Here is a 14,933-nt window from a genome sequence, read left to right as displayed (position 1 = left end):
AATTCGCAGTCCCCACCCAGCGGGGGGCGGCGCACTCTCACAGGGCTCAGGCAGGCACCGCCGTCTGAGGCTTCTTCTCCAGGGATTCGGACAGGGCCGACATGTCGCTGTCGAGGAACTTGGGCTTGATCAGGTACACCAGCAGCGGCAGCAGCACCAGCGCCAGCACCATGTTGATGAGCATCAGGATCACCAGCAGCAGCCCGGTGTCGGAGAGGAACTTGAGCTCCGACAGGAAGTACCACGGCGCCAGCCCGATCGTCATCAGCGAGGCGGTGAAGAAGATGGCCTTGCCGCAGGTCTTGAGCGCCACCCGGATCGCCACGCCCAGGTCCTTGTTGGCCACCTGGTATTCCTCGCAGATGCGCGTCATGAGGTAGATGCCGTAGTCGATGCCGACCCCGATGCCGATGGCCAGGATGGGCAGCGAGTTGACGTCCAGGCCGACGCCGGCGAGCGACATCGACGCGGTGAGCATGGCGTTGGCCAGGTTCACCGGGATGAGCAGCAGCAGGCCCGCGACGATGGAGCGGTAGGCGAGCGAGCAGCCGATCAGGATGACGAGGTTGAGCGCCAGCAGGATGCGGCTTTCGTAGCGCACCACGGTGTCGTTGATGGATTGCTGCAGCGCAATGGCCCCGGAGGCCAGCCGGATGGTGAAGGTGGGGTGCTCGGGGCCGACCTTCTCGACGCAGGCTCGGGCCTGGGCCAGCGCGGTGTCCACCGTCTCCTGCTTGTTGTTGGAGTACCAGAGCGAGACGGTGCCGTTCTTCTGTTCGAAGTCGGTGACGTGCAGGAAGGCCTTGGCGTTGGTGCCGGCCATCAGGCCGGTGACGGCGGCCGAGGCGGAGGCGTCGTCGTTGTCGAGCGGCGACCACTTGGGGTTGCCGCCGCTGAAGACGCGGTTGGCTTCGGGCGCGAGGTCGGCGAAGGACAGGGTGGCCGTGGGCGGGTTGGGGCTGCTCTCCAGGCAGTGCTGGAGGTCGCGCATCGTGGTGAGGGTGTCGCTCTGGCGCACGATGCGGGCGTTGCCCTTGCCTTCGAACACGACTTCCATGGTCATGGAGCCGGGGAAGTGCTGGTTGATCTCGCGCACGGCGAGGTTGAACTTGGAGTCGTAGCGCAGCAGGTTGGTGCCTTCGACGGGGTTGCCGACCTGCACGCGCAGCATGAGGAAGACGGCGACGATGCCCAGGACGATGAAGACGATGCCGGTGTAGCGGGCGTTGCGCCCGGTGGAGAGGGCAGCGAAGCCGCCGAGCGTGCCCTGGATGCCGCGTTGGACGGGGCCGCTGTGCTGGTCGGTGCCGAGCAGGTGCTCGATGTTGTTCGGCCTCGGCATGAGGCTGAGCAGGATGGGGGTGAGGAAGACGCTGCAGGGGACGAGGTTCAGGGCCCACAGGCCGGTGAAGAGGGCGAAGCGCTCCATGGCCGGGATGGGCGCGAGGGCGACGAGCAGGAGGCCGGCGACGTCGGTGAAGATGCCCAGGGTGCCGGGGTAGACGAGGGAGACGAGGGAGAGTTCGGCGGCCTTCTCCTTGGGGTGGCCGTCGTGCAGGAGTTCGAAGTAGCGCTCGGTGGCCTGCACGCAGTGGCTGAAGCAGCGGGCGATGAGCAGCAGCGGCACGACCATGAGCAGGGGCTCGACGGGCAGGCCGAGCCAGCCGACGAGGCCGAAGCCCCAGATGGCCGAGACGGTGCTGACGAGCACGGGCACGAGGATGCCGGCGACGTTGCGCATGTGGAAGGCGAGCACGCCGAACATCAGGATCAGGGTGATCGCGAAGATCTCGAGGGTGTTGTCGCCGAAGGCGTAGATCCACCCGGTCATGACGGGGAAGCCGGCGGCATGGATCTCGTGCGCGGCGTCGGTCTCGTTCTTGACGATGGCCTGCACGGCGTCGAAGACCTTGTGGTAGTCGACGGATTGCTCGATGAAGGTGGCGTTGACGATGGTGGCGGTGCCGTCGGAGGACACGAGGAAGGTGTTGGCTCCGGGGGATTCGTCGACGCGGCGGCGGATCTCGGCGAGCTGCTCGGCCGTCTTGGGCAGCTCGTCGTCCATGATGGGCTGCGAGAAGATGCCGTCAGGAGTGATGACGGTGTAGCGCGCCTTGGAGGTGGCGATGGAGAGGATCTGGTCGTGGTCGACCCCGGGCGTCAAGTCGATGTCGCGCGAGATGCGCCAGATCTTCTCGAGCGTGTCGGCCTGGAACACGTCCTTGCCATCGACCCGCTTGATCATCAGCGTGACGGTCAGCGGGTTGCCGAAGTTGGGGTGGTCCTTGTAGACCTGCACGAAGGGGTGGTTCTTCGGGAACAGGTCCGAGAAGATGGTCTTCACGTCCACGCGCACCAGACCCACCGCGAAGAACGCCGTGATCAGCCCCATCACCACCAGGATCGCCCACCGGTTCCCCAGTGCAAATCGCGCCAGCTTGCGTCGCAGGTCAATCTTTTCCATCAGGCACCTGGGCGTCCGTTCATCCATTCGTTGAGTCACCGCATGCCGTCGCTCCCGGGGCGGCCAGCGCGTGCTGCGACCGCTGCTTCGCGCAGCGGCACCGACCCTGGAATCGCAAATCACGGGCCATGGCGTTTGCCGGCCCGGCGCCAGGGTTCACCCTGAACCGGCGACCCTGTCGCGGGCCTCGGCGGGCCGTCCGGGCGTTCGGGCGCGCCCCACATTCGGACAGCGTGTCCGAGACTCCGGACAGGCCCGATCGCCGCGCGCCACGCGGCGCCGGCTGTCCGATTCCTGGGACACCGGACAGGGTTTGATCTGCTTGAGAAGAAGCCGGCCAACCGGTGTAATCAGCAGACCTTTCCTCACTCACCACCGCACGGGATTCACGCGATGAGCGCAGGTCTGTCAAAGCCGAACGCCAGCCCCTACCTCGGCTTCGACAAGGACGCCCGCGGGGTCAAGAGCCTGTGGGAGCGCTTCAACGCCGGGCTGATCGACACCGAGGAGCGCCGCGACACCTACCAGCAGCTCCTGCTGCACGAATGGCAGCGCTGCAAGGCGCTGGGCGTCGACGTCGCCATGACCATGGGCCGCCGCCTGAGCGACAGCGAATTCCGCCTGCGCATGCAGGCGGAACAGCTGCTGCTCGAAACCGCGGTGCCGATCGTGAGGGACGTCGACCGCTTCCTCGCCGACGTGCCGGGCATCATGATCCTGATCGACCGCTCCGGCTGCGCGCTGCACATCAGCGGCGATCCGCGCGTCGGCGAGTTCGCAGCCAGCCGCACCGGCATCGTCGTGGGCTCGCAATGGGACGAGGCCACGGCAGGCACCAACGGCATCGGCACGGCACTCGCGAAGCGGCAGCCGGTGCACGTGTTCGCCTCTGAGCACTTCTGCGAGGGCTGGCAGTCGTGGTCGTGCTGCGCCGCGCCCATCTTCGACGCCGACGGCCACACCGTGCTCGGCGTCATCGACTACACGACCATGGCGTCGGATTTCCGCGAACAGGCGCTCGCCCTCACCGTCTCGGTCGCGAACTCCATCCAGGCGCGCATGACCATGCACCGCGAGCTCGAGCGCAGCCGCCTGGTCACCGCCTTCAGCGAGGCGGCTCGCCGCTACCCCTTCGACGACATGCTGGCGCTGGACCATGCCGGGCGCCTGGCCATCCACACGCCCAGCGACCGCTGCCGGCGCATCGCCGAGAACTGGGCCTCGGGCGGCTTCGAGGGCACCCCTGCCGTACGCGAAACCTTCGAGGTCATGTCGCCCAGCGGCGAGGCGCGCATCGGCACCCTCATCCTGCTGGCCAAGCCCGCCAGCTACGACCGCGTGTTCCTGCCCTCGACCACGCCGCCCTCGTTGCGCGACGCGGTGGAGCCGGTCAAGCGCTTCGGCCACTTCCTCACCCGCGACCCCGACACCCGGCGCATGCTGGGCGAGCTGGAGCGCGTGGCGGCGGCCGACGTGAACGTGCTGATCATCGGCGAGACCGGCACCGGCAAGGAGCTGCTGGCGCGCCAGCTGCACGCCAGCAGCCCGCGCCGCGCCGAGCCCTACATCGCGGTGAACTGCGGCGCGATCAGCGAAGACCTGATGGAGAGCACCTTCTTCGGCTACGTGCGGGGCGCGTTCTCCGGCGCCGACCCGCGCGGCCGGGCCGGCTACTTCGAGTCTGCCAAGGGTGGCACGCTGTTCCTCGACGAGGTGGGCGAGCTGCCGCTGGCCATGCAGGCCGCGATGCTGCGCGTGCTGGAGGACGGCAGCTACCAGCGCGTGGGCTCCTGCGAGACCCAGCAGGCGCACTGCCGCATCATCGCCGCGACGCACCGCAACCTGGAGCAGCTGGTCGCGCAGGGGCGGTTCCGCCAGGACCTGTATTTCCGACTGAAGATCGTCCAGAAGTCCATCAAGCCCCTGCGCGAGCGGCCCTGCGACCTGACGCTGCTGATCGACCAATTCGGCGACGCGATGCGCCAGAAGCACGGCCTGCCCACGGTGCAGCTCCCGCCGGAAACCCGCGCCGCGCTCGAGCGCTACCGCTGGCCGGGCAATGCGCGCGAGGTGCGCAACGTGATCGAGGCCGCCGTGCTGTGCGCCGATGGCGCGATCGGCCTCGAATGCCTGCCGCCCGAAGTGACCCGCCCGCCCGAGACCAGCAGCACCGAGCCGGCGGTGGCCGGCGCGGCCGGCGAAGGCCTGGCCGCCGTGCGCGACTACGAGCGCCAGCTGATCCTGGGCCTGCTGCGCAAGTACCGCAAGGTCAACCACGTGGCCAGCGCGCTGGGCATTGCGCGCTCCACCCTGTACCGCAAGTTCGCGGAACTCGCCATCGACCAGAGCGAGTTCACCCAGGCGGGCCACGACGAGCGGCCGATCGCGCGCGACGGCATCCACTGAACGGTGGCCGCCACGCGGCCACCGCCCTCCCCCCTTGCCTTACCGCCCGAGCAGCTCCCGGATGGCCTGCAGGGCCGAGGGGTCCTCGATGGTGGTCAGGTCGCCCGGGTCGCGGCCCTCGGCCACCGCCTGCAGCGCCCGGCGCAGCAGCTTGCCCGAACGGGTCTTGGGCAGCAGCGTCACGAAGTGCACCCGCGCCGGCCTCGCCACCGCCCCGAGCTGCTGGTCCACCGTCTTCATGATGTCGCCCTCGAGCTTCGTCCTTGCCGCCGGCTCCTCCAGCCCGCGCGCGTCCTTGGGCACCACGAAGGCGACGGCGACCTGGCCCTTGAGCTGGTCGGCCACGCCCACCACCGCGACCTCGGCCACGTTGGCGTGGCTGGAGACGCTTTCCTCGATCTCGCGCGTGCCCAGCCGGTGGCCGGCGACGTTGATGACGTCGTCGGTGCGCCCGAGGATGTAGTAGTAGCCGTCCTCGTCGCGGATGCCCCAGTCGAAGCTGCTGTAGACGCTGCGCCCGGGCACGCTCTTCCAGTAGGTGTTGACGAAGCGGTCGTCGTCGCGCCAGACGGTCTGCATGAAGCCGGGCGGCAGCGGGCCTTCGACCACGAGCACGCCTTTCTGGTGGGGCCCGTGCAGTTCTTCGCCGCTGGTGTCGTCGACGAGCTTGACCTTGTAGCCGTAGGTGGGGATGCCGGGGCTGCCGAACTTGCTGGGCTGGCGCTGCACGCCGTTGGCGATGCTGAGGATGGGCCAGCCGGATTCGGTCTGCCAGTAGTTGTCGACGATGGGCACGCCCAGGGCGTCGGCGATCCACTGGGCGGTGGGTTCGTCGAGCGGTTCGCCGGCCAGGAACAGGGCGCGCAGGCTGCTGAGGTCGTGTTTCTTGAGGGCCGCGGGGTCCTGTTTCTTGAGCACGCGCACGGCGGTGGGGGCGCTGAACATGGCGGTGACTTTGTACTTCTCGACCAGGCTCCACCAGATGGCGGCGTCGGGGCGGATGGGCAGGCCTTCGTACATGATGGTGGCCATGCCGGCCAGCAGCGGGCCGTAGACGATGTAGCTGTGGCCGACGACCCAGCCGATGTCGCTGGTGGAGAAGTAGGTTTCGCCGGCGTTGCCGAGGTAGATGTGTTTCATGCTGGCGGCCAGCGCGACGGCGTAGCCGCCGGTGTCGCGCTGCACGCCCTTGGGGGTGCCGGTGGTGCCGCTGGTGTAGAGGGTGTAGCTGGGGTGGGTGGCGTCGACCCAGGTGCAGGGGACGCGGCTGTCGAGGTGGCGCGCTCGGAGGGCGGCGTAGTCGATGTCGCGGCCTTCGACGGGTTGGCTGGGGGCGAGGCCGCGGTCGACCATGAGGACGTGCTGGGGCTTGTTCCTGGCCAGGCGGATGGCTTCGTCGAGGAGGGGTTTGTAGGGGACGACTTTGCCGGCGCGGCTGCCGGCGTCGGCGCTGACGATGAGTTTGGGCTGGGCGTCGTCGATGCGGCTGGCGAGGCTGACGCTGGCGAAGCCGCCGAAGACCACGGAGTGGATGGCACCGATGCGCACGCAGGCGAGCATGGCGAAGGCGGCCTCGGGGATCATGGGCATGTAGATGAGGACGCGGTCGCCCTGGCCGACGCCGAGTTCGACGAGGCCGGCGGCCATGCGTTCGACTTCGCGCTGGAGTTGGGCAAAGCTGTAGGTGCGTTCCTGCCCGACTTCGGTGGAGACCCAGATGAGGGCGTTGTCGTCGGGGCGCCGGGCGGCGTGGCGGTCGACGGCGTTGTGGCAGAGGTTGGTCTGGCCGCCGACGAACCAGCGGGTGAACGGCGGCTTGCTGTCGTCGAGCACCTCGTCGAACGGGCGGTGCCAGTCGATCAGCTCGGCCTGCTCGGCCCAGAACCCCTTCGGGTCTTCGATCGAGCGGCGGTAGAAGGTGGCGTAGTCGGTCATGCGCTGCGGTGCTGGTAGACGGTGGTCTCGAACTCCACGAAGCCCGGGTAGGAGGCGGGGTCCATCAGCGGCAGGATCTGCGTGGCCCAGTAGCCGCCGATGCCGGCCCGCCGGTCGGCCCAGAAGAAGCAGTTGGCCAGGCCCGCCCACATCAGCGAGCCGGCGCTGCGGCCGGTGGGCGCGCGCTCCCGGTTGGTCATGAAGCTGTAGGCCCAGCCCTTGTCGGTGCCGGGCAGGAACTCGCCGGTGTTGGCCAGCGAGGGGATCGACGTGGTCCACCCGCCCGCCGACAGGCCCAGGGCCTTCAGCCCGTCCTGCGCCAGCGCGTCCACCGTCTCCGGCCGCAGCACGCGGCCGAACGGCCCGCTGCCGTCGTTGAGCAGCATGCGGATGAACTTCATGTACTCGCCCACCGTCGCGTACAGGCCCTGCCCGCCCATGTCCATCGGCGGCGGGTCGGGCAGCTTCAGGTCGGGCAGCGGCGTGAGCGTGCCGTCGTCGGCACGCGCATGGATCACGGCGCGCCGCGGCTGCAGGGCCTCGGACAGGCCGAAGCCGATCTCCTCCATGCCCAGCGGGTCGAACAGCCGCTCGCGCATCACGTGGCCCAGCCGGTCGCCGCGCAGCTTCTCCACGATGCGGCCCAGCCAGTCGATGTTCACGCCGTAGGTCCAGGCCTCGCCGGGGTCGTGCAGCAGCACGGTGCGGATCGATTCGAAGCTGCACGACACCACGGTGGGAATGCCGCGCGCGGCGCGGAACTTCAGGTCGTCGGCGCTGAAGAACTCGTAGCACAGGCCCGAGGTGTGCAGCATCAGGTCGCGCACCGTGATCCGGCGCCTGGGCGCGCGCAGCCGCGGCTGCCCGGCCGCATCGAAGCCGTCGAGCACCTGCAGCTCGTCGATCTCGGGCGCGTAGCGGCCGGCCTCGTCGTCGAGCGCGAGCCCGCCCTCCTCCACCAGCTGCATCACCAGCGTGGCGGTCAGCGGCTTGGTGGTGGAGAAGATGGCGAACACGCTGTCGGGCGTCATCGGCGCGTCCTGGCCCAGCTGCAGCACGCCCGCTGCGCCGCGGTAGACGTCGGCCTTGCGGTCGGTGGCCATGGCCACCACGCCGGGCACGCCGCCCGGTTGCAGCACGCTGCGATCCAGCAGCGCGTCGAGCGCGCTGCCCAGCCTGTCCTTGTTCATGGCGGGTCTCCCTGGCGCTCAGCGCATGGCGAAGCCGGGGTAGCCCATGGCCGCCTGCTCGTCGCACTGCCGGTGGTAGTTGCCCACGCCACCGGCATAGGACAGCAGCCGCCGCGGCTTGCCATCGACGTTGGAGCCCATGTACCAGGAATCGGTCTTCACCAGCAGCGTGCGGTTGGCCACCTCGTCGTGGTGGCGGACCCAGGATTCCTCGAACTCCTTGGTGGGCTCGACCACCTTCTTGCCGGTGGCGCGCGCGTAGGCGATGCAGTCGGTGACCCACTCCACCTGCGCCTGCAGGCAGGTGGGCATGTTGCACAGCGCCGCGGTGGGCGCCAGTGGCGAGGCGGTGCTGAACAGGTTGGGGTAGCCGTGGATCTGCATGCCCATGGCGGTGCGGATCTCCTTGCTCCACTCCTGCTTCAGCGAGCGGCCGCCGCGGCCGCGGATGTCCATGCGCGTCAGCGCGCCGGAGCCGGCGTCGAAGCCCACCGCGAGGATGATCACGTCGACCTCGTGCACCTTGCCATCGGACGTCTGGATGCCCTCGGGCACGATGCGCTCGATGGGCGTGGCGCGGCAGTTCACGCCCTCCACGTTGTCGCGCAGGTAGACCTCCAGGTAGCCGCTCTCCAGCGGTACGCGGTGGGTGCCGAAGCCGTAGTCGGTGGGGATCAGCAGCTCGCACAGCGCCGGGTCGTTGCCCAGCCGCTCACGCATCTTGCGGCGCACGAACTCCGAGACCTCGAAGCTCACCGACTCGTCGAAGAACATCTCCGGGAAGGACGCGAGCCACATCGACAGCGAGCCGTCCTCCCACAGGCCCTGCAGCACGGCCTCGCGCTCGGCCGGCGTCTTGTCGGCCCAGGGGCCGGCGTCGAAGTCGTAGTCGAAGCCGGCGAAGGTGCCGCGCACGCGCGCCTTCAGCTCGTGGAAGCGCGCGGCGAAGTCGGCCCACTCCTTCTCGCCGTACTTGGGGTTGCGCATCGGGATCATGTACTGCGGCGTGCGCACGAACACCTTCAGTTCGGCCACCTCGGGCGCGATGGACTGGATGACCTGGATGCCGGTGGCGCCCACGCCCACCACTGCCACGCGCTTGCCCTTCAGGTCCACACCCTCCTTGGGCCACAGCGCCGTGTGGTGGATCTGCCCCTTGAAGCTCGCCTGCCCGTGGAAGCGGTTGGTCAGCGGCGCCGACAGCATGCCCATGCAGCACACCAGGTACTGCGTGTCGATGGTCTCGCCTTGCTGCGTGACGAGGCTCCAGCGGCCGGTGGCGTCGTCGTAGTGGGCGGAGTCGATGCGGGCGTTGAAGCGGATGTCCTTGCGCAGGTCCAGCCGGTCGGCCACCCAGTTCAGCCAGCCCTCGGTTTCCGGCTGCGCCGGGAAGCGCTCGGTCGGCTTCCAGGCCTTGTACAGGTCCTCCGAGAACCAGTACTGGTAGATCTCGGCCTGCGAGTCGAAACGGGCGCCGGGGTAGCGGTTCCAGTACCAGGTGCCGCCGACGCCGGAACCGGTCTCGTAGGCGCGCACGTTCAGGCCGAGCTCGCGCAGCTTGTGCAACTGGTACAGGCCCGCCACACCGGCGCCGATGACGACGGCATCGAGTCGCGTGACGGGAGCGTTGGGGTTCGAATAGGCAGCCATGGGGTCTCCGGAGGGGTCGCGATTTGCCGGGGCAGATCGCAATTCACGGACCACGGCCGGCCCACGGATTCCTGAGGGTTCACCCTCGATCGATGGCGCGATCAGGGCCTGCAGGCCGGCTCGGCGCCGCCGGCGCGCGCCCGCCCTCGGACAGCGTGTCCGACAAATAGGACAGGCACGACGCCGGCCAGGGAGACGACCCGTCAGCGGTACTTCGCCGCGGTGATGAACTGCCCGAAGGCCTCGCACCACACGATGACCGTGTTGAACCGCGACGGGTCCACGCCCTGCGGCACGGGCACCAGGAAGTTCTCGAAGGTCCTGACGTCGCCGACCCGCAGCATCTGCGGCTTCAGACGAAGGAAGTCGGCTTCGGTCTCCACGAACTCCGGCGAGAGGTAGAGCTTGTAGTCCGGCCCCGGCGCCAGCTTGCCCAGCAGGCTGATGCTCCGGGGGCCGACGAACACCATGCCCTCGCCCCAGTGCAGCGCGTCGCTGTCCTTCAGCTCACGACGGAACTGCGCCGTCCACTGCGCGGGCCCCATCAGCGCTTCGATGTCCTTCGGCGACAGCGCACTGGGCGCCACCAGGATGGGCAGCGCGTAGATGCCCAGCGCGAACCCGAGGGCGAGCGCGAGGAGATGGGAGACCAGGAACAGGGTGCGCTTCATGGGGGTTCAGTCGCGGCGAGGGGCCGGGGCTTACAGCCCGAGGCACGCCCGCGGCAGAAAGCACCCGTTCAAATGCTTCGGGCCGGTAGAGTTGAAACAGGTTCGAGAAGCCGGGGTCGGTGCCCACCGAACCGGCGGCATGGCGACCGACGTGGACACTCGAGGAGACGACGATGAAGACGATGGGTCTCGCGCTGACTTTGGCCCTGGCATGCGCAAGCGCTCATGGCGCCGGCGACCTGACACGACAGGAACCCACCCGGGTGACGATGGTGCTGGGGACCGCGAAGGGTGAGCATCGCTTCAGCCCGGACTCGCTGACGCTGGAGACCGGAAAGCTTTACGTGCTGCGCCTGGAGAACCCGAGCGCCAACGAGTACTACTTCGGCTCGCAGGGACTGGCGGATGCCGTGTACTCGCGCAAGGTGGTGGTCCTCGGGGCAGACGCGAAGGCGGTGGCGGAGGTGTACGGGCCCGTTCGGCGGGTCGAACTGAAGCCTGGCAGCGTCGTGGAATGGTGGTTCCTTCCGGTGAGGACCGGGCGCTTCGAAGACGTGATGTCGACGCGGACGCACACGGAAGCGGGGATGCGAGCCACCATCGAAGTGAAATGAGGCCTGACGAATGAGGCCGCCGCGCGCGGCCCGACGGCTCGACGCGCTGCGCTGGAGCGTGGTGAAGCAGCAGGCAGGACCATGAAGCGCTCGTGATTCGAGCTGGCTCGCGCGAGTGCCCCTGCCTCCGGCGAATGCGGGGCGGGTGGTGAATCCAGCGCTGGCAGCTGCTCGTCGCCCCGGACCACCGAAACCTTACGCAGCCTCGAAGAAATATGGTGGTAATGATTGCGGCGCGACCACGACAGAACCCTGTGGCCGCGGTGGGCGCTGCCACACAACACGGAAGCACTCACCAAGGATCATTCGTCATGAACAAGCTGACCACTCTCGCCTTCGTTGCGCTGTCATTCATGGGCACGGCCCAGGCGATGACCACGATGGACCACGCGGGCACGGGCACCGGCCTCTCGCGTGCCGATGTCGTTGCCGAGTACCTGCGCGCTCGCGCCGCCGGTGAACTCGACCACGAAGGGTTCCCCGCGGCGACCGCCGCCAAGCACACGGCGTCGACGCTGACGCGCGCCGAAGTGACGGCAGAGTACCTGCGAGCGCGCGCCGCCGGCGAGATCAGCGTCGGATACGAGCGCGCACTCCCCGTGAAGGCGCCGGTCTCGACGAAGACCCGCGCCGAAGTGCAGATGGAGTACGAGCGTGCGCGCAAGGCCGGCGAACTCGACACGAGCTTTGGCCGCGGCTGATCGGCGAGTTGCGCGCTGCCTGCCGAGCCACATCGGCAGACGCCTGGCCGGTCGCCGATGCGGCCGGTGGGCGGGCGGTCGCCCAAACGACCATGGCGTCGGGCAACTACCCGACGCCGTGCAATGAACGAGTGAGGTCCGGCGCGCGCACCCTGCGCGCCGCAGCCATCTGCGTCCCAGTTCGAGTCGGCGCCAGCGAAGGATCAGGCCGCACTCTAGGCCTGAGCCTGGAGCTGCAACCCGACAATGCCCGCGACGACCAGCCCGATGCAGACTATTCGCGCGAGATTGGCTGGCTCTTGGAAGAAGAAGATGCCGACGGCTGCTGTACCAGCCGCGCCGATGCCAGCCCAGACAGCGTAGGCGGTGCCCACCGGGAGGACCCTGAGCGTGAGGCTCATGAGCCAGACACTGAGGATGGCCGCCGTGATGGAGACGACCGAAGGAACCAGCCTTGTGAAGCTGTCCGAGAGCTTCATGCTCATGGAGAAGGCGATTTCGAGAAGGCCGGACGCCAGGATGACCAACCAGGCAGAGGTTGTGTCTGTAATGGTGAGCATAGGCAGGGGTGATAAGGCACAGAACACGGGGACTCTGTCAGCTCCTGCTTAGCGCGTCCAGTGGGCGCCTTGCGGTGATGCCCAGCGCTGACGGGCGAGAGCAAAGTGCTGTGCCCTGTGCGACCCAAGGAACGTCTGCAAAAGCCGCGGACCAAGTGCCATGCCGGTGCCGAGTCGGCTCGAGCGAAGGGTAGGCAGCACTCTTCGTTTGGCCTTACCGCGGCCCGGAAGCTCTGGCGTAGCTCTGGACCAGCAATTCCCAGACGTGACCGTCGGGTTCGCTCCAGTAGACGATGGGACTGCCCAGTGAGAGGTTGACTTTCTGATCGCTCGCTCCGTGCGGGAGGCTGCGGTAAGGAACCCCCAGCGCGACCAGTCGGCCCAGGATCTCCTGGAACTCCGATGCCGAGACACGGAAGCAATAGTGACCTTGTGGCGTCTCTTCCGTCCATTGATCGAAGTCGATCGTCAGGCCTTCGTTCACGTGCACGGCGGTGAACGGGCCGATGCTGGCGGGGCCGTACGTAACGCCAAGTATCCGGGCCAGCTGCTTTGCCGCCGCTTCCCTGTCTTTGCAGGGGATCAACAGATGGTCGAGCTGCACGGCCATGGCGGTCCTTGGACGTTATCCACCGCAGACTACACGAGGACCGCGGTGCGGTGAAGCCGTGCGGGCACCCACCGCACCGGCAGCAGCCCAACCAGTTAGGCCTCTGCTTGCGCTGCGCGGAGGGCGCTGACAAAGCCGGCCTTGTCCTTCGGTGAGACAAGCACTGACCGAGGCAGCTGGCCCGACCTGTAGTCGATGCGAATGCGATCCAGGGACAGCGCCGGGCTGGAGAGCGCGGATCTGGTGGATGTGATGTCGATGATGTCCCGTGCAACGATTCGCCAGACGAATGGACCTGACCGAATAGCCAGGTTGCCTGAGGCGACGGTGTACCGGGTTGAAACCAACAACCAGACGGGCAAGCCGGCGCCCATGAGAACCAGCACCAACGGGATGAACCATCCGGCGCCCATTCTCAGCGTGTGCAGAGCAGCGACAACGACGGCCGCCGCGCCAGCCAAGAGCACAACCAACAGCCATGCATCAACCTTCGAGCGGAACACCATGGCGAACTCCTTGCGAAGTCTCAACGTTCGAGTTGAGCAGCCACCACCGGCTGGCGGCGCACACCTGAGGCACCTGAGAATAGCAAGCCAGTGGTGCACAGCGACTCGGCAACATCCTTGATCAACACGACAGGCTGGTTGCTCATCTGTACTGTCTTGCGCTTAAAGGCCACGCCGTATCGATTGATCTTCTGTGGTCCGGGCGTTCCCATCGATCACTCCTTCATGAGGTCGGAGTGTCAACGAAACCGATACAAGCTCCGAGTCAGCTCGAGCGGAATGCGAAGGGACTTCCCACATTCCTGCGACGGCGACGAAGCGCCAAGATTGGTGGTGTTCGAAGTCATCAATCTGAAGCGTGGAAAGGGGAAGTCCGTGGAGCAGATTACACGAGGAACTGGGCGCGGTGAAGCCGTGCGCGTGGGCGTCGATCTGGCCAAGCGAGTGATCCAGGTGCACGCCGTCGATGGCGCCGATCGGGTACTCACCAGTCGGACCCTGCGACGCGATCAGCTCATCGAATGGTGCGCGCGCCTGCCGGCCGGCTGCATGGTCGCGATGGAAGCCAGCTCGAGTGCCCACCACTGGGCACGCAAGCTCATTGCGCTCGGTCTGGACGCGCGCATCCTGTCGGCCCAGCTCGTCAGCCCGTACCGCCAGGAAGGCCACACCGGCAAGAACGACGCCAACGACGCCGCCGCGATCTGCGAGGCCGCCTCGCGTCCACGCATGCGCTTCATCCCCGTCAAGAGCATCGAGCAGCAGAGCATGCTGTGTGTGCACCGACTGCGCGAAGGCATCAAGGCCGACCGCACCGCCTGCATCAACCGCATCCGTGGCCTGCTGCTGGAGTTCGGCCTGGCGTTCGCGCAGGGGCCACGCGAACTGCAGGCCGTCTTGAACGAGGTGCTGGAGGACGCCAGCAACGAGCTCGGCACGCTGGCGCGTCTGACGCTGCAGCGCGCCCAGACTCAATGGCGCGAGCTGGACCAGCACCTGGCCTGGTGCGACGAGCGCATCGCTGCTCACGCTCAGGCTAACGAGGCCGTGAAGACCGCGGCCACGCTGCTGGGCATCGGGCCAGTCACGGCTTCGGCCGTCGTCGCCACGGTGGGCGACTTCAGGCAGTTCAAGAACGGCGCTCAGTTCGGTGCCTGGATCGGGCTCACACCCCGGCAGTACTCCAGCGGCGGCAACAGCAGGCTGGGCGGCATCACCAAGCGCGGCGACACCTACCTGCGCTCGCTGCTCATCCAGGGAGCGAAGTCGGCCGTGATGACGGCGCACCGAAGATCCGACCGGATCTCGGCGTGGGCGGCAGCATTGCGGGATCGCTCGGGCTGGCAGAAGGCGGTGGTGGCGCTGGCCAACAAGAACGCACGCATCCTGTGGGCCGTGATGACGCGCGGCGCGGCGTTCGATGCCGACCACTTGAGCGTCAAACCCGTGAGCGCCTGAACGCGGCGCCGCCATTGAAGACGATCGAGCAACCAACTTCCCTGCAAGACGTGAAGTCGAAGATGTGCTGAACAGGTCAGACCGGCGGTGGGCAAGCTCGACTAACCCTTGGTGGCGCTCGATTGGCAGCGACCACGTGATCGGAATGGAGCCCCGCCGAGCGGTTCG

General features: G+C 67.7%; 13 protein-coding genes. 4 read left to right on the top strand and 9 right to left on the bottom strand.

Annotation, left to right across the window (positions count from 1 at the left end):
- Positions 1 to 46: 46 nt before the first annotated feature.
- Entirely contained in the window at positions 47 to 2,464 is a 2,418-nt protein-coding gene (locus C1M51_RS11190) for an RND family transporter (protein WP_129449827.1), read from the bottom strand.
- Positions 2,465 to 2,857: 393 nt separating this feature from the next.
- On the opposite strand from C1M51_RS11190, the gene C1M51_RS11185 reads away from it, so the two are divergent.
- Positions 2,858 to 4,870: a sigma-54-dependent Fis family transcriptional regulator gene (locus C1M51_RS11185; RefSeq protein ID WP_129449825.1), complete on the top strand. Its 2,013-nt coding sequence runs from the start codon at positions 2,858 to 2,860 to the stop codon at positions 4,868 to 4,870.
- A 39-nt stretch (positions 4,871 to 4,909) separates the two neighbouring features.
- Here the strand turns inward: C1M51_RS11185 and C1M51_RS11180 are convergent, their stop codons facing one another.
- From C1M51_RS11180 to C1M51_RS11165, 4 genes are all read right to left on the bottom strand, one after another.
- Complete coding sequence (locus C1M51_RS11180) at positions 4,910 to 6,805, bottom strand: propionate--CoA ligase (protein WP_129449823.1); 1,896 nt, start codon at positions 6,803 to 6,805, stop codon at positions 4,910 to 4,912.
- Positions 6,802 to 7,995 carry a serine hydrolase gene (locus tag C1M51_RS11175; protein WP_129449821.1) on the bottom strand — a complete coding sequence of 398 codons (1,194 nt, stop codon included), beginning with the start codon at positions 7,993 to 7,995 and terminating at the stop codon, positions 6,802 to 6,804. The genes C1M51_RS11180 and C1M51_RS11175 overlap by 4 nt, the downstream gene beginning before the upstream one ends.
- A gap of 18 nt (positions 7,996 to 8,013) precedes the next feature.
- Entirely contained in the window at positions 8,014 to 9,645 is a 1,632-nt protein-coding gene (locus C1M51_RS11170) for an NAD(P)/FAD-dependent oxidoreductase (RefSeq protein ID WP_129449820.1), read from the bottom strand.
- Between the two features lie 203 nt (positions 9,646 to 9,848).
- Positions 9,849 to 10,316: a DM13 domain-containing protein gene (locus C1M51_RS11165; protein WP_129449818.1), complete on the bottom strand. Its 468-nt coding sequence runs from the start codon at positions 10,314 to 10,316 to the stop codon at positions 9,849 to 9,851.
- 173 nt (positions 10,317 to 10,489) lie between these two features.
- Here C1M51_RS11165 and C1M51_RS11160 point away from each other — a divergent pair, with 173 nt between their 5' ends.
- Together C1M51_RS11160 and C1M51_RS11155 are read left to right on the top strand one after the other, a co-directional pair.
- Positions 10,490 to 10,930: a hypothetical protein gene (locus C1M51_RS11160; protein ID WP_129449816.1), complete on the top strand. Its 441-nt coding sequence runs from the start codon at positions 10,490 to 10,492 to the stop codon at positions 10,928 to 10,930.
- A 311-nt stretch (positions 10,931 to 11,241) separates the two neighbouring features.
- The gene (locus C1M51_RS11155; protein WP_129449814.1) at positions 11,242 to 11,631 is read left to right on the top strand and encodes a DUF4148 domain-containing protein; all 390 of its coding nucleotides are present in this window, start codon (positions 11,242 to 11,244) and stop codon (positions 11,629 to 11,631) included.
- A gap of 215 nt (positions 11,632 to 11,846) precedes the next feature.
- On the opposite strand, the gene C1M51_RS11150 is transcribed toward C1M51_RS11155, so the two are convergent.
- The 4 genes from C1M51_RS11150 to C1M51_RS11135 all read right to left on the bottom strand — a co-directional run bounded on the left by C1M51_RS11150 (position 11,847) and on the right by C1M51_RS11135 (position 13,519).
- Entirely contained in the window at positions 11,847 to 12,116 is a 270-nt protein-coding gene (locus C1M51_RS11150; RefSeq protein ID WP_310733923.1) for a multidrug efflux SMR transporter, read from the bottom strand.
- 289 nt (positions 12,117 to 12,405) lie between these two features.
- Positions 12,406 to 12,801 (bottom strand): VOC family protein, encoded by a 396-nt coding sequence (locus C1M51_RS11145; protein WP_129449810.1) that lies wholly within the window; start codon positions 12,799 to 12,801, stop codon positions 12,406 to 12,408.
- A 95-nt stretch (positions 12,802 to 12,896) separates the two neighbouring features.
- Positions 12,897 to 13,307, bottom strand: a complete 411-nt coding sequence (locus C1M51_RS11140) for a PH domain-containing protein (protein WP_129449808.1) — start codon at positions 13,305 to 13,307, stop codon at positions 12,897 to 12,899.
- Positions 13,308 to 13,327: 20 nt separating this feature from the next.
- Complete coding sequence (locus tag C1M51_RS11135) at positions 13,328 to 13,519, bottom strand: hypothetical protein (protein WP_129449807.1); 192 nt, start codon at positions 13,517 to 13,519, stop codon at positions 13,328 to 13,330.
- A 163-nt stretch (positions 13,520 to 13,682) separates the two neighbouring features.
- Between C1M51_RS11135 and C1M51_RS11130 the strand changes: the two genes are divergently transcribed.
- A complete protein-coding gene (locus tag C1M51_RS11130; protein ID WP_409072630.1) occupies positions 13,683 to 14,765 on the top strand; it encodes an IS110 family transposase in 1,083 nt (360 codons plus the stop codon).
- Positions 14,766 to 14,933: the final 168 nt, after the last annotated feature.

The organism is Methylibium sp. Pch-M (assembly GCF_004136295.1).
Lineage (GTDB): Bacteria > Pseudomonadota > Gammaproteobacteria > Burkholderiales > Burkholderiaceae_C > Methylibium > Methylibium petroleiphilum.
Note: the sequence above shows the minus strand (reverse complement) of the source record. Positions and strands in the feature narration are given on the sequence as shown.